This is a genomic window from Paraburkholderia sp. BL17N1 (assembly GCF_003634175.1).
Taxonomy (GTDB): Bacteria; Pseudomonadota; Gammaproteobacteria; order Burkholderiales; family Burkholderiaceae; genus Paraburkholderia.
The window spans coordinates 270410-288574 of record NZ_RBIW01000003.1 but is presented as its reverse complement, the minus strand read 5'-3'; the positions used below and the strand labels follow the sequence as shown (position 1 = coordinate 288574).

17 protein-coding genes and 1 pseudogene are annotated in these 18165 nt (G+C 61.9%); 16 read left to right on the top strand and 2 right to left on the bottom strand.

The window, feature by feature from the left end; all coding sequences use genetic code 11:
- Positions 1–288: 288 nt before the first annotated feature.
- From hpaI to B0G82_RS37075, 3 genes and pseudogenes are all read left to right on the top strand, one after another.
- Positions 289–1095 (top strand): 4-hydroxy-2-oxoheptanedioate aldolase, encoded by an 807-nt coding sequence (gene hpaI / locus B0G82_RS37085; RefSeq protein ID WP_121311277.1) that lies wholly within the window; start codon positions 289–291, stop codon positions 1093–1095.
- A gap of 48 nt (positions 1096–1143) precedes the next feature.
- Positions 1144–1254, top strand: a pseudogene (locus B0G82_RS37080) (electron transfer flavoprotein subunit beta/FixA family protein); the annotation flags it as partial.
- Between the two features lie 121 nt (positions 1255–1375).
- Positions 1376–1789 (top strand): hypothetical protein, encoded by a 414-nt coding sequence (locus tag B0G82_RS37075; protein ID WP_121311276.1) that lies wholly within the window; start codon positions 1376–1378, stop codon positions 1787–1789.
- 119 nt (positions 1790–1908) lie between these two features.
- Here the strand turns inward: B0G82_RS37075 and B0G82_RS37070 are convergent, their stop codons facing one another.
- Complete coding sequence (locus B0G82_RS37070; RefSeq protein ID WP_121311275.1) at positions 1909–3069, bottom strand: porin; 1161 nt, start codon at positions 3067–3069, stop codon at positions 1909–1911.
- A 274-nt stretch (positions 3070–3343) separates the two neighbouring features.
- Here B0G82_RS37070 and B0G82_RS37065 point away from each other — a divergent pair, with 274 nt between their 5' ends.
- From B0G82_RS37065 to B0G82_RS40845, 12 genes are all read left to right on the top strand, one after another.
- Positions 3344–4261, top strand: coding sequence for a LysR substrate-binding domain-containing protein (locus B0G82_RS37065; protein ID WP_121311274.1), 918 nt, complete (start codon positions 3344–3346; stop codon positions 4259–4261).
- A 195-nt stretch (positions 4262–4456) separates the two neighbouring features.
- Positions 4457–5272 carry a 2-oxo-hept-4-ene-1,7-dioate hydratase gene (hpaH, locus tag B0G82_RS37060; protein WP_121311273.1) on the top strand — a complete coding sequence of 272 codons (816 nt, stop codon included), beginning with the start codon at positions 4457–4459 and terminating at the stop codon, positions 5270–5272.
- On the top strand, positions 5272–6732 hold the full coding sequence (locus tag B0G82_RS37055) for an FAD-binding oxidoreductase (RefSeq protein ID WP_121311272.1): 1461 nt from the start codon (positions 5272–5274) through the stop codon (positions 6730–6732). Before hpaH ends, B0G82_RS37055 begins: the two co-directional genes overlap by 1 nt.
- Complete coding sequence (locus tag B0G82_RS37050) at positions 6729–8204, top strand: aldehyde dehydrogenase family protein (protein WP_121311271.1); 1476 nt, start codon at positions 6729–6731, stop codon at positions 8202–8204. Before B0G82_RS37055 ends, B0G82_RS37050 begins: the two co-directional genes overlap by 4 nt.
- A gap of 11 nt (positions 8205–8215) precedes the next feature.
- Complete coding sequence (locus tag B0G82_RS37045; protein ID WP_121311270.1) at positions 8216–9076, top strand: extradiol ring-cleavage dioxygenase; 861 nt, start codon at positions 8216–8218, stop codon at positions 9074–9076.
- Positions 9077–9130: 54 nt separating this feature from the next.
- Positions 9131–10075 (top strand): fumarylacetoacetate hydrolase family protein, encoded by a 945-nt coding sequence (locus tag B0G82_RS37040; RefSeq protein ID WP_121311269.1) that lies wholly within the window; start codon positions 9131–9133, stop codon positions 10073–10075.
- Positions 10072–11058 (top strand): 2-dehydropantoate 2-reductase, encoded by a 987-nt coding sequence (locus tag B0G82_RS37035; protein ID WP_121311268.1) that lies wholly within the window; start codon positions 10072–10074, stop codon positions 11056–11058. Before B0G82_RS37040 ends, B0G82_RS37035 begins: the two co-directional genes overlap by 4 nt.
- Positions 11055–11351, top strand: coding sequence for an aldehyde dehydrogenase family protein (locus B0G82_RS37030; protein WP_121311267.1), 297 nt, complete (start codon positions 11055–11057; stop codon positions 11349–11351). Before B0G82_RS37035 ends, B0G82_RS37030 begins: the two co-directional genes overlap by 4 nt.
- Positions 11352–11418: 67 nt before the next feature.
- On the top strand, positions 11419–12375 hold the full coding sequence (locus tag B0G82_RS37025) for a hydroxymethylglutaryl-CoA lyase (RefSeq protein WP_121311266.1): 957 nt from the start codon (positions 11419–11421) through the stop codon (positions 12373–12375).
- Between the two features lie 10 nt (positions 12376–12385).
- The gene (locus tag B0G82_RS37020) at positions 12386–13540 is read left to right on the top strand and encodes a CaiB/BaiF CoA-transferase family protein (protein ID WP_121311265.1); all 1155 of its coding nucleotides are present in this window, start codon (positions 12386–12388) and stop codon (positions 13538–13540) included.
- A gap of 69 nt (positions 13541–13609) precedes the next feature.
- Entirely contained in the window at positions 13610–14941 is a 1332-nt protein-coding gene (locus B0G82_RS37015; RefSeq protein WP_158608226.1) for an MFS transporter, read from the top strand.
- Complete coding sequence (locus tag B0G82_RS40845; protein WP_121311263.1) at positions 14938–15807, top strand: SDR family oxidoreductase; 870 nt, start codon at positions 14938–14940, stop codon at positions 15805–15807. The genes B0G82_RS37015 and B0G82_RS40845 overlap by 4 nt, the downstream gene beginning before the upstream one ends.
- A gap of 152 nt (positions 15808–15959) precedes the next feature.
- On the opposite strand, the gene B0G82_RS40840 is transcribed toward B0G82_RS40845, so the two are convergent.
- On the bottom strand, positions 15960–16061 hold the full coding sequence (locus tag B0G82_RS40840) for a hypothetical protein (protein WP_241975107.1): 102 nt from the start codon (positions 16059–16061) through the stop codon (positions 15960–15962).
- A gap of 637 nt (positions 16062–16698) precedes the next feature.
- Here B0G82_RS40840 and B0G82_RS37000 point away from each other — a divergent pair.
- Positions 16699–18162: an MFS transporter gene (locus B0G82_RS37000; protein ID WP_121311262.1), complete on the top strand. Its 1464-nt coding sequence runs from the start codon at positions 16699–16701 to the stop codon at positions 18160–18162.
- Positions 18163–18165 lie beyond the last annotated feature (3 nt).

The following is an 18165-nucleotide window of genomic DNA, read 5'->3' as shown; positions in this document are numbered from 1 at the left end:
GTGCCAGCCCGGAGTGCAGACGCGGCAAACTCAGAAAGCCAGGACGGCAGTCCAGGAATGTGCTGGGCTGAGAACCCACACGGTCGACGGATTGCCCGCCTTCATGCCGGTGCCGATGCTGCGGGCCGTCTCATTTCAAGACGACGGTCATCGCGAAAAGATAGTTGCCTGCTCCTGTGCTCATCCACCAACCTTGGCTCTTGCACGAATGCGGTCCGCTTCACTCGCGGCGAAATATGTAACACGCAAAGACAATGATATGCGCCTCTAGCGGCACGGGATGCTTCCATGGACACACCGAAGAACCTGTTCAAACAACGCCTTTTCTCCGGCGAAACCCTGATTGGCCTTTGGCTCGCACTTGCTGATCCGTACAGCGCCGAACTGTGCGCGGGAAGTGGATTCGACTGGCTGCTGGTCGACGGTGAACACGCACCGTTCGATCTGCGCACCACGCTCGCAACGCTGCAGAGTGTCGCTCCCTACCCTGCCCACCCGGTTATCAGACTGCCAGAGGGCAGTCCAACGCTTATCAAGCAGACGCTCGACATTGGGGCGACCACGCTGTTGATTCCAATGGTCGAATCGCCCGCACAGGCGCGAGACCTCGTTCGGGCGACGCGCTATCCGCCAACTGGAATTCGAGGTGTCGGAAGCGGAATCGCGCGCTCGTCCCGATGGACCCGCTTTCCGAACTACGTAACCGAAGCAAATGACCGTATATGTCTACTGATCCAGGTCGAGAGCCTCACGGCCCTGAACCAGCTCGATGAAATCTGTGCTGTGGCAGGTGTGGACGGTGTATTCATCGGGCCGGCCGATCTATCGGCATCGATGGGGTACATCGGGCAACCGGCTCACCCCAACGTCGTAGCACGCATCGAAGCAGCGTTGCGTTTCATTCGCAAACACGGAAAGGCACCAGGCATCCTGTGTGCCGATCTCAACCTGGCGAGACGTTACATTGCAGCCGGCGCACAGTTTCTCGCGGTCGGAGTCGACACGTCTTTGCTCGTCGCGGCGACCAGGGGACTCGCCACGGCATTCGGACCTTCACTGACGGAAGACCCCGCACCGCCCCGGGCAGGCTATTGACGTCCAACGTGGAAAAACTGCCTCCCCAAAAACAGGAAACCAATCAGCATGAAGATCATCGTGGCAGTAAAACGGGTTGTTGACGACAACATGAAAGTCCGCGTGAAGTCGGATGGGTCAGGTGTCGATATCGCAAACGTGAAGCTGTCGATGAATCCCTCGCCATATCGCAGCCACTCGCAGCATCCACTAGAAGTAACCTTTCCGGGCTGCGACGTGGCGCATACTCCATCGACGCCGCACCCCTTCTTCAACCTGTGCCCTGTTCAACTTCGATCGAATGAAACTCCACCAGTTTGCAGCGCTTGCCTTCTTTGCCTCCATTGGCCTCGCGCACGCCGCCGAGTCCAGCGACATTGCGCCCGACCCGCACGTCGTCGACATCGTCGCGCCGACCGATTTTCCGCCTGCCGGCCATTCATATGCGGTGGATTTTGGCAAGCAGAAATTCCGCCTCGATTTCAAGTCATCAAGCGAGATGACTTTCACTTCCCCTGACGGCAAGAATACCCAGACTGTTCAGATCACCGTCACACGCATCCGTCCCGACGTCTACCTGGTTTTCTGGTCGCGTAAAGCCGGTCAATATGTCGTCCACGTCGAGGATTTCGGCAGGCGGGTCGCCTACTCCAATATCTTTTTGCCAGATGGTTCCGTTCAGCGTTTGAAGGGAACCCTGACGCCCATTGATTGAGGACGAGATATGGCGCGGCAGGGAGAGTAGTCTCGCCCGGCCGCGCTCTTCCCATCGTGTATTACTGAAGTCGCCGCCCCGAGAGGCCTTTGAGTTCAGGCCAACGTTCGTTCGAATGTTCAGAACCGGTGACGGATGGCGACGCGCACGTAACTCTGCTGATTGCTGCCCGATGGCGAAAGCGGTCCGTTGATCGCCGCGACCGCCGTTTTGCCGGTCGAATCGACACCGCTCGCCTTTTGCCATGTGCCGACGAGATAGATATCGGTGCGCCTGGACAACGAATAGTCGACGCCGCCCATCACCTGGCTGTAGCCTGCCCCATCGTGTCCACTTGCACCGGCATTGCGGGTGTAGTTGTAACCCGCGCCCACGAGCAAGGCAGGCGTGATCCGGTAAGTCACGTTGCCCTCGATACTGTTGAATACCGCCTCACCGCCGTAGTGGAACGGATTCGGCCCGGACGACGTGTCGCCGAGTCCTTCAAACCGCACATTGCTGAACGTGACGGCCATCGTCGCCGGGCCCGCGACGTAGCGCAGAGCACCGGCCAGAACCTCGTAGGTACGCGCCGACGCGTAGCCCGCATAAACAGGCGTAGAAACGTTGTTTGCTGTCGCTAAGGATGACGAATCGGAGAAAAATGACGTATTCGGATTGCGGACGTTCATATACGCCGCGCCAGCGCTGAAAGGACCAATCGCGTAACTGGCGCCCGCGGACCATATCTGATTGCGAGTCGCATCGCCCGCAACACCGCCGAGGCTGTATAGGCCGGTCACCATCAAAGAGCCAAAACTGCCGGTGTACTTGAGTGCGTTATTGACGCGGTGCGCGTTGTTCAGGTTATCGATATCGCCCGGGCGCGCAAACACATAGCCGCCCATCTGCGCAAACAGTTCATAGATCGCAAGCGTGTCGACGACGGAGTCGTATTGCCGGCCAGCAGTCAGTGCGCCGATCCGGTCGTTTGAGAGTCCCGCGTATGCCTGCCGCCCGAACACCCTGCCACCTTGTCCGAGCGCACCGGAACCCACGTCGAAGCCGTTTTCCAGCACGAAGAGCGCTTTCAGCCCACCGCCCAGGTCTTCGCTTCCGCGCAACCCCCATCGGCTGCCGCTCGCGACACCGCTGGTCATATTGAACTGGCGGGCGCCATTCGAATTGCTGGTCCAGTTCACCCCTTCATCCAGAATGCCGTAAAGGGTGACGGTGCTCTGGGCATGAGCGAGCATGGACGCGCCAGCGCACGCCGCTGCGGCGAGAAGTTTCTTCTTCATCGGGAATGTCTCCTGTTGTGCCTGCACAGGCTTGTGGTTACGCCACGACGCCGCGCATCGTGCCGACTTGTAGGTTCTGCGGCTGGGTTCCGGATGGATGCCGCGCTGTGCATGGGCTCGAAGTGTTCGCGAACCAAAAAGCGCCGCCAATCACGTGAAGGGAAATGCAGCCGTTCCGGTTTGGAACGACTTGTGTCCGCGTCATCACTTCCGCAAGGCCGCGAATAGTGGGCACAATGGCGCATCCCTGATCCTGTCCGACACGAGGTCACTCATGTGGCAAATCGATCCAACATCGCTGCGCCTGTTCGTCGCAGTCTGCGAAGAGGGCAGCATCGGACGGGCAAGTGAGCGCGAGGACATCACGCCGTCGGCGATCAGCAAGCGGATCGCCGACATCGAGGCATCGATTGGCACCCCATTGCTGTTGCGCAGTCCGCGTGGTGTCACCATGACGCCGGCGGGCGAGACACTACTGCGCCAGGGGCGCCAGTTAATCCACAACGTCGAAAGGCTTCACGCGGAGCTCAGCGAGTTCGCCTCGGGGGTACTCGGGCATGTGCGCGTACTCGCGAACGTATCTTCGATCGTCGAGTTCCTCCCTGAAGAATTGTCCTCTTTCCTTAAAACGAACAGCCAGATTCGCATCGAACTCGAGGAGCGCGTGAGCACCGACATCGTCCGTGGCATTGCCGACGGTGCTGGGGATATCGGGATCTGCCGGGATTTCGTGAATACCAACAATCTTGAGGTTTTCCCTTACCGGACCGATCATCTTTCCGTTGTCGTCAACGACAGGCACCCTTTCGCCACGCTGGAACGCCTGTCGTTTGCCGACACGCTCGATTGCGACTATATCGGGCTGTTGCTGAATGCGTCCGTCGACCGCCTGATCAACCGCATCGCAGCGGATCACGGCAGAACGGTACGCTACCGCATGCACGTTTCCAGTTTCGACGCAGCCTTCCGGCTTATCGGCGAAGGCCTCGCCATCGCCGTTCTGCCACACGAGGCCGTCCAGCGTTACGCGGCGATGTTTGGGCTGCGCTCCATTCCACTGGACGAGGCATGGGCGGCCCGCAACTTTATTCTGTGCGTGCGTAGCATCGACGACATGTCGCCCCTCGCCAGCCGTTTGCTGAACCACCTGCTCGACCGCTCCCGCGGCTCGGCGCCACCTGCGACCACCTGAGCCTGAAGCGTGCAACCCGGCCATCTCGGGCCGAGATGACTGCCATCTTGCCCGCGTCATTGCCGGGCCGCCGCCCTCTGCGACATCCTGCCGTCATACCCGCCCCCTTTCCCGACAAGCTCTGAACATGCGAAGGGGCATGCCGGCGCCTGAGCCGGTACGACACAAACCGGGAATGACGGAAGGAGACGAACGTTGCAGCCTGACATCCACCTCGCCCTCGCGCAGGAACTGCACGAGGCCGAAAGCGCGCGTGTACAGATAGCGCAGTTCTCGCGGCGCTTCCCCGATATGACGCTTGACGACAGCTATGCGATTCAGCACGCCTGGACGAAGCTCAAGCTGGATGCGGGACGGACCTGTATCGGGCATAAGATCGGCCTGACCTCCCGCGCGATGCAGATCGCCTCGCAGATCACGGAGCCCGACTTCGGCATGCTGCTCGACGACATGCTGTTCGAAAACGCCGCAGTCATTCCGTGCGAGCGGTTCATCGTGCCACGCGTCGAGGTCGAACTGGCCTTCCGTCTTCGCGAACCGTTGTCCGGCCTGAAACGCGCGGTCACATTGTTCGACGTGCTCAATGCGACGGAATACGTGATCCCGGCGCTCGAGATCATCGACGCGCGCATCGAGCAATTCGACCGTCGTGACAAGGCTCCACGCAAGGTACTCGATACGATCGCGGACAATGCCGCGAACGCCGGTCTGATTCTCGGCGGCTGTCCTGTCCGGCCCGGTGACCTTGATTTGCGCTGGTGCGGTGCGCTGCTTTACAGGAATGGTGTCATCGAGGAATCCGGACTCGGCGCGGCGGTCCTCAATCACCCGGCGAACGGGGTTGCGTGGCTGGCCAACAGGCTCGCGCGTCACCAGGAGGTGCTGGATGCGGGCGAGATCGTGCTCGGTGGCTCGTTTACCCGCCCGGTCGCATGCGCGGCCGGTGATTGCTTCCACGCCGACTACGGGCCACTCGGCTCGATCACCTTCAGCGTCGCGCGAGAGCAATGATGGACTCTCGGCTCAACTCCTTGCGCGACGCGTTCTCAGGTCGCCTGCTCACGGCCGACAACGAAATGTCGGAATTCCTGACCGACTATCGCGGCCGCTGGCATGGCCGGGCGCTCGCAGTAGCCCAGCCGGACACGACGCAGGATGTCGCCTCCGTTCTCAGGTGGAGCAACACGCATCGTGTACCCGTCGTACCGCAGGGGGGCAACACTGGCCTGTCGGGTGGCTCAGTCCCGGACGGCAGCGGAGATGCGATTGTCCTGTCCCTGCAGCGCCTCAATCGCATTCGCGCGCTGGATCCCTTCAGCAATACGCTCGTCGTGGAGGCCGGCGTCACCTTGCTGGCTGTTCAGGAGGCCGCGCGCGATGCGGGTCGCCTGTTTCCTCTTAGCCTCGCCGCCGAAGGAAGTTGCACGATCGGCGGCAATCTGGCAACCAATGCAGGCGGTGTGCAGGTGCTGCGTTATGGGAATGCGCGCGATCTGTGCCTCGGTCTCGAAGTCGTGACGCAAGACGGCGAAATCTGGAACGGGCTGCGTGCGCTTCGCAAGGACAATACGGGATATGATCTGCGCGACCTGTTCATTGGTGCGGAAGGCACGCTCGGTGTGATTACGGCCGCCGTACTCAAGCTCTCTCCGTTACCGGCGGCCAGGGTCGTCGCACTGACCGCGCTGCCGTCGCCCGACGCCGCTTTAAGGTTGCTGTCTCTCGCACAAGGGCGAGCGGGCGATGCGCTGAGCGCGTTCGAGCTGCTGTCGGACCTGTGCATCGATCTTGTCGAACGTCATGTGCCCGGGACGCGGCAGCCGTTTGACACCGCGTACCCGTGGTATGCGCTGCTGGAACTGTCCGACGCCGGAAGCGAAGCACATGCGCTCGACACCCTGCAGGCGCTCCTTGCTGAGGCGATCGAGAACGGCGACGTCGCCGACGCCGTCGTGGCGACGTCGCTGAGCCAGTTCGACGCGCTGTGGGCGCTCCGGGAAAATATTTCCGAAGCGCAGGCGACCGAAGGCAAGAACATCAAGCACGACATTTCGCTGCCGATCTCACGGATCCCTGCATTCATCGAGTACACCGGCCACGCCATTGCCCAATCGTTCCCGGACGCTCGCCTCGTGGTCTTTGGCCACTTGGGCGACGGCAATCTTCACTACAACGCCTCGCCCGCCGTGAACCGGCTCGGCTCTGAACACGAACAGGCCTTCATGGCGCTGGAGGGCCGCCTGAACCGGCTGGTTCACGATGCCGTGCATGCGTTCGATGGGTCGCTCTCCGCCGAGCATGGGCTTGGCGTACTACGGCGCGACGAAGCAGCGCGCTACAAGGAGCCGGTCGAGCTAAGGATGATGCGCGCGATCAAGCAGGCGCTCGACCCGCTCAATCTGATGAACCCGGCAAAGGTGCTCAACATGGATTCCCCGCTTGCATCCGCTCACCAGCATGAACAGATATGACCACTCATACCCTCGAGATCTGCGGCGTCGACGTGTCACCGCACCACTACATTGGCGGACGGCGCATCGCGTCGTCCGAATCGTTTGACCTGCACTCGCCGATTGATCAGCGCTTACTCGGCCGCATATCGGAAGGAAGCCCCGAGCATGTCGACGCCGCTATCCAGGCAGCGCATCAGGCGTTCCCGGCTTGGGCCGCGCTCGGCGCAGAAAAGCGCAAGGCATTTCTGGATCGTTTCGCCGAGGAAATCGGCAAGCGTACGGACGCTTTCAGCATACTTGAGTCGAACGACGCGGGTGTGCTTCTATCGCGCATGCGCCACGGCGTTGTCCCGCGCGCAATGCTCAATGTCTCGTGGTTCGCGGACCACGCGCTGCACCTCCAGGACCGCACCATCCGCACCGAGCAGGCGTCACATCGCGTGCGGCACGACCCCGCCGGCGTCGTCGCGATCATTACGCCGTGGAACTCGCCGCTGATGCTGGCAACCTGGAAGCTCGGACCCGCACTCGCCGCGGGCAACACGGTGGTCATCAAACCGCCGGAATGGGCGCCTTTGACCAGCTCCCTGCTCGCCGACGCGGCCGATGACGCCGGCCTGCCGCCCGGCGTGGTCAATATCGTGCAGGGCCGCGGCGCGACTACGGGCGCAAGACTGGTCTCCGACCCGCGTCTCGCACGGATCTCGTTTACCGGATCAGTGGCAACGGCAAAATGGATTGCGCAGACGGCCGGCGCGAACCTGGTGTCGTGCAGCCTGGAGCTGGGCGGGAAGTCTCCCTTCATCGTGCTCGACGACGCCGATCTCGACAATGCGGCCGCAACCGGCGCGCTGATGTATCGCAACGCTGGACAGGTGTGTCTTGCCGGCACCCGCTTCCTCGTTCACCAGCGCATCGCCGACGCATTCATCGAACGGATGCGCCATTACGTCGAGCGTCTGAACGTCGGCGACCCGCGCGAAGAGCAGACGGAAGTCGGGCCAATCATCCACCCGCGTCAGGTCGAGCGCGTCAAGGGCTTCGTCGACCGTGCGGTTGCCGCCGGCGCGACCGTACTGTGGGGCGGTACCCAGCATCCGTATGGCGCGCAGTACTTCCAGCCGACGATGCTCTCCGGTGTCGCGCAGAACTCAGAAATCGTGCAGAACGAAGTGTTTGGGCCGGTGCTCACGCTACAGACATTCGACTCCGATAACGAGGCACTACGCCTCGCGAACGATGTCGACTACGGGCTCGGCGGCGTGTGCTACGGCGAAACCGCCCATGCTGCCGCCGTGGCGGAACAGGTCCGTACCGGTTTCATCTGGGTGAACTCGTTCGGGATCCGGGACCTCGCCGCGCCGTTCGGCGGATGCAAGCGCTCTGGAATCGGCCGCGAAGGCGGCGACTGGAGCTTCGAATTTTTTTGCGATGTCAAGGACGTCATCGTTCCAAACCAGCCGTTTCGTGCCAGCTTCAGTCATCGTTAGGAGTCTATAAAATGGGAAAAATCGTCGGTGCGGCGCTCGTGTCGCATCACCCCGGCCTGTTCCAGACCGAGGATTTCCGCGTGCGGATGGGCGACGGCACGGATTCCGACCTGATCCCCGGATTCGGCCGTGTGCGCGTACAGATCGAAGCCGTGGCGCCCGACACCATCGTGATCTTTGACACCCACTGGTTCACAACTGGCTATCACCTCATCGACGGCGGTGAACGCTACCAGGGTACCTACATCTCCGATGAAATGCCGTGGTATCTATACGGCCAGCAATACGACTACCGCGGCTCGCCCGGGTTTGCCCGCCTCGTGGAGGCAGTGGGCGCCGAACGGAAAGTCTTCAGCAAGGGCGTGTTCGACGAGAGTCTGCCCCGTCACTACGCGACGATCAACATCGTCAACAAGCTGGTACGCGGAGAAAAAGTCGTGACCGTCAGCACCTGCCAGAACTGCCAGCCGCGCCATTACCTCGAATCCGGTGAGGTAATCGGCGAGGCGATCGCGCGCAGCGACGCACGCGTCGTATTGCTTGCCTCCGGCGCGCTCAGCCACAGGTTCAACGAGATCGACTGGGTGCAGAAGCACCCGCGCATGTACCACGAGGAAAACGTGTCGCGCCCCGAAAACATCGCTCGCGACAAGGAAGCAATCGCGCTGTTCGAAGAAGGTCGTCACGATCTCATTCTGGACCAGTGGGACGAAAAGTTCCGTCCGCTGCCGTGGGAGGGATTCGGCGGCCATTACCTGCAGATGATCGGCGCGCTCGGTGGCCGCACATGCCGGAGCAAGGGCGTCGTGCTGTCCGACTACGAGAACGCGCGCGGCACCGGCAACGTCCACATCTGGTTCCCCACCGCCTAGCGAATTGACTGCGCGTTCACGCGCGCCGCTCACCCAACAGGGACAACACCCATCATGAGCCTGTACGAATTTCCACCGAGAGAGCTCCCCGCCGTGATGCGCGGTCCGCGCGTCGAGCGCCGCCGCGTGCTCGTGAACGGCAGCCCCTGCTGGGGCACGATGACCGATGACCTGCGCCTTCGCCTGGATGACGGCCGCGTTGTCGATACCGGCGCTGTCCAGCACCTGCCGCCCTGCGATCCCACCAAGATCATCTGCGTGCACCTGAGTTACAGCTCGCGCGGCGTGGAGACGCGCAACAACCCCAAGCCGACGCTCACGCCGACCTATTTCACGAAGCCCATCACTGCCCTCAACGGCCACCTCGGCGAACTCGTGAAGCCACTCGATTGCGAGTATCTGAACTACGAAGGCGAGTATGCGGTCGTCATCGGCAAGGTCTGCCGCAACGTCACGCCCGACGAGGCGTGGGATTACATGCTCGGCTTCGTGCCGGCGCTCGACATGGGGCTGCAGAACTTCCGGGACACCGACCAGGGCTCCATGCTGCGCGTCAAGGGTGCTGACGGCATGCTGCCGCTCGGCCCAGGGATTGTCACGGGCATCGATATCTTCGAGCAGACGCTGCGCACCTATCGCAACGGCCAACTGGTACAGGAAGCACGGATCGGCGACGAAATGATCTGGGGGCCGCACTACATGGTGGCCGACATCGCTCGCCACATCACGCTCGTGCCGGGCGATGTGATTCTGACCGGTACGCCCTGCCACTCACGGTCTGTCGACGTGGGCGACCTCGTCGAAGTGGAAGTGACCGGTCTTGGCCGCCTCGCGAGCCGGGTCGTTGCGGGGCCGGCGCCGCGCGCCTCAGCGCTGGGTGTCGGGCATGCGCCGACCGACTCGCCCGAGGTTCGCCGCGTCGCGCTCGGCTTCGACGAGCGGGTACCGGAACGCTTCAGGGAAAGCTACCGCTGCGCGTCGAAAAAGGAGTCCACATGAAAATCTGCGTGGTGGGCGCCGGTGCAATTGGCGGATTCCTTGGAACCCGGCTCGCTGCGTCTGGGGACGAAGTGAGCGTGATCGCAATTGGTGAGACGCTCGATGCACTTCGAATACACGGCTGGCGACTCGATACAAGCGACGATCGGGTGACCGCGCCGGTGCGCGCCACCGACGATCCCGCGCAACTGGGTCAACAGGAGCTCGTGATCATCGCGCTCAAGGGTCAGGTTCTGCCGTCCGCCGCACCCCGCCTCGCGCCGCTGATTGGGCCTGGGACAATCGTGCTGCCTGCGATGAATGGCGTACCGTGGTGGTTCAATGCGACCGTTCCTGAGCTTGCAGACACGTCGCTCGAATCCGTCGATCCGGGCGGGCATATCGCCGCTGCGATTCCCGTCGGGCACGTGCTCGGCTGTGTCGTCCACGCGAGCTGCGCGTCGCCGGAGCCGGGTCTGGTGCGCCACGTCATGGGACAGGGACTGATCGTTGGTGAAGCGCTCGGCGGCACATCCACGCGCGCCACCGCGGTGGCCAGGCGGCTCACACGCGCAGGGTTCGACGTCACCGTATCAGCCGACATTCGCCAGGACATCTGGTACAAGCTGTGGGGCAACCTGACGATGAATCCGGTCTCCGCCATCACCGGTGCGACCATCGACCATCTCCTCGACGATCCGTTTGTGCGCGAATTCTGTTCGGCGGCGATGCGCGAGGCGGCAGCAATCGGTGCACGTCTGCGCTGCACGATTACGCAGGACCCTGAAGACCGCCATGTTGTGACAGGCAAGCTTGGCGCTTTCAGGACATCCATGCTGCAGGACGCCGAGACAGGTCGGCCGCTCGAGCTCGACGGTATAGTCGGTGCGGTCCACGAAATGGGTCGGCGCCTCGAGATTCCGACGCCAGCCATCGACGCGCTATTCGGCCTGACTCGCCTGTTCGGGCGCGAGCGCGGCCTGTATCCCGCCGCCAGCGCATGACGGCAGCGGCCATGTATCGAAACTATATCGACGGCGGGAGGCACGAAGGTGCCGATGCCGCCGCAAATATCAACCCGTCCGATACGGGTGACGTCATTGGTGAGCACGCGCGCGCCAGTGCGCGTCAGGTCGAGGATGCGATTGCCGCCGCAGATGCGGCGCTCGCCCGCGCCGACGCCCTTGAATTCGTTGTTTCCGAAGTCTTTGCCCGCCGCCAGGAGTTGGTTGATCTGCTCTCGCGCGAAGACGGCAAACCGCTGCATGAGGCGCTCGGCGAGGTACTACGACCGTGAAGACCAGTTATTTAAATCCGTGATTCGGGCCAGCCGCCTGAATCGATCCCGAGCCAAGGATACTGATATGTCATCGCTTCCCACCCATGCCGTCATCCGCGAAGTCGGGCTGCGCGACGGCTTGCAGAGCATTTCCACGATCCTGCCGACTGCCGTCAAGTGCGAGTGGATCCGTCTCGCTCACGCCGCCGGCCTCACCGAGATCGAAGTGGGCTCTTTCGTGCCACCCAGCCTGCTGCCGCAGATGGCGGACACGGCGGAAGTCGTCGCCTTCGCAAAAACGCTGCCGGGCCTGAGCGTCACGGCGCTTATCCCGAACGTGATCGGCGCGCAGCGGGCGATGGACACCGGCGTCCATCACATCGTGCTGCCCATTTCGGCCAGCGCCGCGCACAGTCAGGCGAACGTGCGGCGCAGCCCCGATACCATGATCCGCATACTGCGCAGCATCGTAGCTGAACGCGACGCGCGGCAATCACCGGTCCGAATCGAGGCCGGACTCGGCACCGCGTTCGGCTGCGGCCTGCAGGGTCGCGTGGCGCCAGCCGATGTGCTGCGTCTGATGCGTGAAGCGCTCGATGCGGGCGCCGATTGCACCAGCCTCGCCGATACGATCGGCTACGCCGATCCCGCCTCGGTCCGCACGCTGTTCACCGAGGCGCGCGAAGTCGCAGGGGAACGGTTGTGGTGCGGGCACTTCCATGACACACGCGGGCTCGCGCTGGCGAACGTCTTTGCGGCGCTCGAATGCGGCGTCACCCGCTTTGACGCATCACTGGCCGGCATCGGCGGCTGCCCGTTCGCGCCCGGCGCCAGCGGCAACGTCGCGACCGAGGACCTGGCTTACATGCTCGCCAGCATGGGAATCCAGACCGGGGTCGACGTACCCGCCGTGCTGCGGCTTCGCGCGCTCATTGCCGGGCATCTGCGCGACGAGACGCTGCACGGAACAGTTCATCGCGCCGGGCTGCCTCTGACGTTTCCCGCAACGGCGCCCGCAACCGCCCCTATCACCGCCCACTGAGGAGCATCGCATGCCTACCCACGAGTCGCTCCCGTTGTCCGGGATCCGCGTGATCGAGTTCTCGCACATGGTCATGGGACCGACGTGCGGCATGATCCTCGCCGATCTCGGCGCAGAGGTCATCAAGATCGAACCTGCCGACGGCGACAGGACTCGCAAGCTGCCAGGCCTGGGCGCAGGGTTCTTTCGCACCTTCAACCGCAACAAGAAAAGCGTCGTGATCGACATCCGGTCAGAAAAAGGTCTGGAGACAGCGCTCGAACTCATCGATAGCGCCGACGTTGTCATCGAGAATTTCCGTCCGGGCTATATGCCATCGGTTAGCCTGGGCTACGAGACGCTTGCCGCGCGCAATGCCGGCCTGATCTACGTGTCGCACAAGGGATTCCTCCCGGGACCGTACGACCACCGCACGGCGCTCGACGAGGTGGTACAGATGATGGGCGGTCTCGCCTATATGACCGGTCCGCCGGGCAAACCGCTGCGTGCCGGCTCCTCTGTCAACGACATCATGGGTGGCATGTTCGGCGTGATCGGCGTGCTTGCGGCACTTCAGGAACGTCACGTGACGGGCCGCGGCCAGGAGATACAGAGCGCCCTCTTTGAGAATTGCGTGTTCCTGAGCGCCCAGCACATGCAGCAGTTCGCCATGACGGGCGAGCCTGTCCCACCGTTTCCGGCGCGCATGTCCGCGTGGAGTGTCTATGACGTCTTCGCACTCGCCAGCGGCGAACAGCTCTTTATCGCCGCGGTCAGCGACAAGCAATGGCAGACACTATGCGAGGTGATTGGCGCGCATGAACTCGCCGACGACGAACGGCTTCGCACCAATGAGCAACGCGTCAGATTGCGGCCCGAGTTGCTGTCGAAACTCGGCGACATCCTCGCGCAGCACGACAAGGCAACGCTGTCAGCGCGGCTGGAGGCGGCCGGCCTGCCGTATGCCCCCATCAACCGCCCCGAGGAGCTGTTCGACGATCCGCATCTGAATGCTAGCGGCGGCCTCGCCGACATGACCACCGACACCGGCGATGTCACCCGCGTGCCGCTACTGCCTCTGCTGATCGGAAACCGCCGGCTCGGTGTTCAGCGCGCACTGCCGCGTATCGGCGAACACACCGACGAGATTCTCGGCGGCCTGCCCTCGTCCGTCCGCAGCAACTGAGCACACCGATACGCGCTGATCCCAGACATGCGTACCGGATACAACAACAGACACATGGAGACAGACGTCATGCGCAATGCCGTTTCCCAGGCAGTCGCCCCCCACGGGGCGACATCGGGCGAAGATACCTGGCCGCTCTATTCCCGGATCGCGTGGAAACTGATTCCGATCATCTTCCTTGTGCAGATCTTCGGCTTTCTCGACCGCGCGAACGTCGGCTTCGCCAAGCTGCAGATGCAGCACGACCTTGCGCTGAGCAACGCCGCTTATGGTCTGGGGGCGGGTATCTTCTTCATCGGCTACTTCCTGTTCGAGATTCCAAGCAACCTGATTCTTGACAGGGTGGGCGCGAAGCTGCTGTTTGCGCGGACGTTGCTAGTTTGGGGTCTCGCGACCATCGCGATGGCCTTCGTGAAGAACGACTACGAATTCTATGCACTGCGCTTCATCATTGGTGTGGCCGAGGCCGGTTTCGCGCCCGGCACACAGGTCTATCTTTCGCAGTGGTTCCCCGCCCGATACCGTGGGCGCATCAACGGAGTCTTCCTGACGTCGTTGCCAATCGGTCTCGCGCTCGGAGGACCGATTGCGGGTCTCGTGATGAGCACGCTGCAGGATGCGGGCGGCCATGCCGGCTGGCAGTGGCTGTTCGTCATCGAGGGAGCGGTGAGTGTCGCCCTCGTGCCGCTCGTGCTCAAGATGCTACCTAACCGGCTGCAGGATGCCGGATGGCTCGCCGACGACGAACGACGAATCGTTGCCGACGATGTCGCGCAACTCGCGCGGCAGGCCGAAAGCCACCACTGGAAAGCAACCGTATCGCCGATGGTGCTTTGCCTGACCGCCATCTACTTTCTCGTGCTCGCCGGCAACTACGGCATCGGATTCTGGCTGCCGCAGATCATCCGTAACTCGGGCGTGGCCAACACCTTGAACATTGGCCTGTTGTCCTCCGTACCGTACATCTTCACGGTGTTCGGCATGCTGATGATCGGCAAGCTTTCCGACCGGGCCGCCGACCGCTCGCGCTACCTCGTGCTGTGCAGCCTGCTTTCCGCTGTCGGGCTTGCGGTAACGGCGCTGTGGATTAAGGACACGGTGATCGCGCTCACTGGCGTGACGATGGTGGCGGTCGGCATTCTCGGCTCGATCCCCGTGTTCTGGGCCGTGGTCGCGAGGCGGCTGACCGGCGCGGCCGCCGTGGTCGGGTTCGCGTTCATCAACTCGGTCGGCAATCTGGCCGGATTCGTCAGCCCCTACGGGATCGGCATCATCACCGACCGGACCGGCACGCAGATTTCCGGTCTGTATGCGCTAAGCGTGATGTCACTTGCGGCGGCAATCCTGTTGCTGCTCTTCGTCCGCGAAAAACGCGCTCTCATCGAAAAGGAAGCAAAATGATCGGCATTACAGGTGCTACCGGCCAGCTAGGGCGTGAAGTCCTCTCTTACCTCGGCAAATTCAAACCGGGCGGCGAGCGGATCGTTGCTTGCACGCGCCATCCCGAAACGGCTCATCTGCCGGCCAATTTCGTCGATGAAATCCGGCGAGCCGATTTCGCGGACACCCGGACGCTTGCCGACGCGTTTGCCGGCGTGACGACCCTGTTGATGATCTCCGTCGAGGGCAACGATGAAGACCGCATACGTCTGCACTCGAACGCCGTCGACGCCGCGCATCGTGCCGGCGTCGAGCGGATCGTCTATACGAGCTTCTTCGACATCGACCCGGCCTCCCCAAGCGCGGTGGCGCGCGTACACCGGCTGACCGAAGAATGCGTGATGGCCTCCGGCTGCTCGTGGACCCTCCTGCGAAACGGTCCGTACATCGACAACGTCGCGAGGCGGATCGCGGAGACGTCGCTCACCGACGGCCCGTTTCGCATGGCGGCCGGCACTGCAAGACTGCCGTTTATCGCACGCTCCGATCTGGCGGAAGCGGCTGCGTGTGCGCTGACATCGCGTGAACCTGGAAACCATGCCTACCGGCTAAGCGGGCCGGAGCTTCTGTCCTATGACGAACTGGCAGCGCTGATCGGCAATGCTATCGGCAAGCCGCTTGCCTATCTGCCGGTTTCCGACGATGAATACCGCCAGCAGCTGCGGGAGGAAGGCTTGCCTCCGGAGCTCGAGGCGCGACGCATTGCGTATTCGCAAGCGATGCGCGCAGGCTTTATGACGGCGCTGACCGACGACTTTGCACGGCTCGTGGGACGTGCGCCGTTGCGCATCGCTGACGTGCTCCGCACAATGGCGCTGCCAGACTGAGCCGGGCCGCAGCCTGCTGGGTCACTGACCATCACGGTTACCGCTGTATATCGAGGCTTGTATGCAATCTCTGACACTAGCACAACGTCCATATTGCGTTTGGACCACTGCGCCCGTCGATTCAGTCTCGCTATGCATACCGCCCAGAGGAGTCAACGCATATTCGACCGTGACCGGCACGGTCGCGAACACCTTGCGAACTTCAGGCGGTCGCGCTCAAGCTTGCGCAGCCTCTGTGCCAGTACCTTCTGCATCACACGCCTGATGTCACGCTTGAGCACGTTGAAGCGGAGGCCCCTTGAGCCGGTCGGGAATCAACAATGCCCACCTGTCGCGCGCGACGAGGTTGGACAACCGCACGTTGGGCGATGTCGATGACGAGCGTGACTACCGTGCAGCCGCGCATTTGCCCAAGGCACTTGACATCGTGCGCCTTACGCTGCTCACCAGCTATCGCGACAGGCGCGAAATTGCAAGCCGCCGGCGTCGATGTCGCGTCTGTCAGGCCCACGGGGATGTTTCACAATTCACACAACCGACCCTATCCCGGTGCGAATGTACGATACACGCGCCATACGATCGTGCTGCCTTGGGATGACGGGTGACACGCCGACCCAAGCTGGCGCGAAAATCAAATGTGAATTTAAGCGACCTCAGAATCCTTTTATTTGCTCCTGTCTTTTGATCCACGAACGGTTGTATTCATCGCCAATCCCGCAATAAGCGAAAGCTTCCAACCCGGGAGCTATGTCGCTTTGCCACCGACGCAGTGTCGTTCCCATCCGGCAACGCTCCTTTTCCCATTTGTCAGCCCGCCCGTCGCTAGCCTGCAATACGATTAGCTCCGACAAAAACAAACCAACGGATCTTTTCGATTCAGGAGACGATCGGATGAGCGAAGTGCCGTATTCTCGAAGTCCACAGTTGTCCGTCGTGACGCACGGTGAGCAAACCGTCGTCGGGAAGTTGTCTGCCGATACCCTCACGGCTTCGGCTATTTCGGCGCGTATGGAGCGTCTGCCGGCGCGTGGCCCCGTCGCGCGGATGATTCTGATGCTCGGACTGGGAGCATTTTTCGAAATCTACGATGTTTTTTTGACCGCATATATCGCTCCCGCGCTCATCCGAACACACATCTTCGCGAAAAGCAGTACATCGTTTGTCGATCTTCACGCAATTGGCGCATTCGTCTCCGCAGTCTTTCTTGGCTTTTTTGTTGGAACGTTTTTCGTTACCTCGCTTGCCGACCGCTGGGGACGCCGCAAAATATTCGCCTACGCCTTGCTGTTTTATACCGCTTGCTCCGCAATTATGGCGTTCCAGAGCGACCCGGTATGGATCGTCTTCTGGCGCGCGCTTGCCGGCCTGGGGATGGGTGCAGAGATCGTGACCATCGATGCCTACGTATCCGAGCTCGTACCCGCGGCCATGCGTGGCAGAGCGTACGCATCCGTGCAATCGATCCAGTACGTGGCCGTCCCCGTTCTCGCATTTCTTGCGTGGCAGCTTCTGCCTGCAACAATTCTTGGACAGGATGGGTGGCGATGGATCGTATGGACTGGTTGCATGAGCGCTATCGCTGTATGGCTCATACGCCTTGGTCTGCCGGAGAGTCCCAGGTGGCTTGCCTCACGTGGCCGCCTGGATGAAGCAGACCAGGTTGTATCGGGGCTTGAAGCCAGGTGCATTCGTGATAATGGTAGCTTGCCCGAGCCGGACTGGACAAACACAGTCAGCCAGCCCGGCAAGGCCAGCATCGGGGACGTGTGGAAACCGCCATACAGGCGCCGCACGATCATGCTGATGGTGTTCAACTTCTTTCAGTCTATCGGCTACTACGGATTCGCGAGCTGGATACCAACATTGCTGATCGCGAACGGTGTAAACGTCACGCACAGCCTGCTTTATTCATTTCTGATAGCCGTCGCGAATCCGCTTGGTCCGCTGCTCTCTCTCCTTTTTGCGGATCGCATTGAGCGCAAACACTTGATTGTCGGATCAGCAGCGATATTCGCAGTCGCGGGTATGTTGTTCTCCGAACAGCACAATGCGGCATTGGTCATCGCTCTGGGGATCGGAATGACGCTGGCTGGGAACTGCATGAGTTTCTCCTATCGAGCCTATCAAGCCGAGCTTTTTCCAACTCGCGCACGCGCCCGCTGCATCGGCATGGTTTATTCGGTGAGCCGGTTAAGCGCGATGTTTTCTGGCTTGCTCATTGGGTTCACGCTTCACCACGCAGGCGCGCAGGGTGTCTTCGCGATCATTTCAGGATCGATGCTCATCGTTGTTTGCGTAATTGGCATTTTCGGACCCCGGACCAGGGGCCTTCGCCTCGAGCAGATTTCCCGATGACGC

Coding starts and splice junctions, on each gene's coding strand:
- hpaI (WP_121311277.1), top strand. CDS start 289: ATGGACACACCGAAGAACCTGTTCAAACAACGCCTTTTCTCCGGCGAA.
- B0G82_RS37075 (WP_121311276.1), top strand. CDS start 1,376: ATGAAACTCCACCAGTTTGCAGCGCTTGCCTTCTTTGCCTCCATTGGC.
- B0G82_RS37070 (WP_121311275.1), bottom strand. CDS start 3,069: ATGAAGAAGAAACTTCTCGCCGCAGCGGCGTGCGCTGGCGCGTCCATG.
- B0G82_RS37065 (WP_121311274.1), top strand. CDS start 3,344: ATGTGGCAAATCGATCCAACATCGCTGCGCCTGTTCGTCGCAGTCTGC.
- B0G82_RS37055 (WP_121311272.1), top strand. CDS start 5,272: ATGGACTCTCGGCTCAACTCCTTGCGCGACGCGTTCTCAGGTCGCCTG.
- B0G82_RS37050 (WP_121311271.1), top strand. CDS start 6,729: ATGACCACTCATACCCTCGAGATCTGCGGCGTCGACGTGTCACCGCAC.
- B0G82_RS37045 (WP_121311270.1), top strand. CDS start 8,216: ATGGGAAAAATCGTCGGTGCGGCGCTCGTGTCGCATCACCCCGGCCTG.
- B0G82_RS37040 (WP_121311269.1), top strand. CDS start 9,131: ATGAGCCTGTACGAATTTCCACCGAGAGAGCTCCCCGCCGTGATGCGC.
- B0G82_RS37035 (WP_121311268.1), top strand. CDS start 10,072: ATGAAAATCTGCGTGGTGGGCGCCGGTGCAATTGGCGGATTCCTTGGA.
- B0G82_RS37030 (WP_121311267.1), top strand. CDS start 11,055: ATGACGGCAGCGGCCATGTATCGAAACTATATCGACGGCGGGAGGCAC.
- B0G82_RS37025 (WP_121311266.1), top strand. CDS start 11,419: ATGTCATCGCTTCCCACCCATGCCGTCATCCGCGAAGTCGGGCTGCGC.
- B0G82_RS37020 (WP_121311265.1), top strand. CDS start 12,386: ATGCCTACCCACGAGTCGCTCCCGTTGTCCGGGATCCGCGTGATCGAG.
- B0G82_RS37015 (WP_158608226.1), top strand. CDS start 13,610: ATGCGCAATGCCGTTTCCCAGGCAGTCGCCCCCCACGGGGCGACATCG.
- B0G82_RS40845 (WP_121311263.1), top strand. CDS start 14,938: ATGATCGGCATTACAGGTGCTACCGGCCAGCTAGGGCGTGAAGTCCTC.
- B0G82_RS40840 (WP_241975107.1), bottom strand. CDS start 16,061: ATGCAGAAGGTACTGGCACAGAGGCTGCGCAAGCTTGAGCGCGACCGC.
- B0G82_RS37000 (WP_121311262.1), top strand. CDS start 16,699: ATGAGCGAAGTGCCGTATTCTCGAAGTCCACAGTTGTCCGTCGTGACG.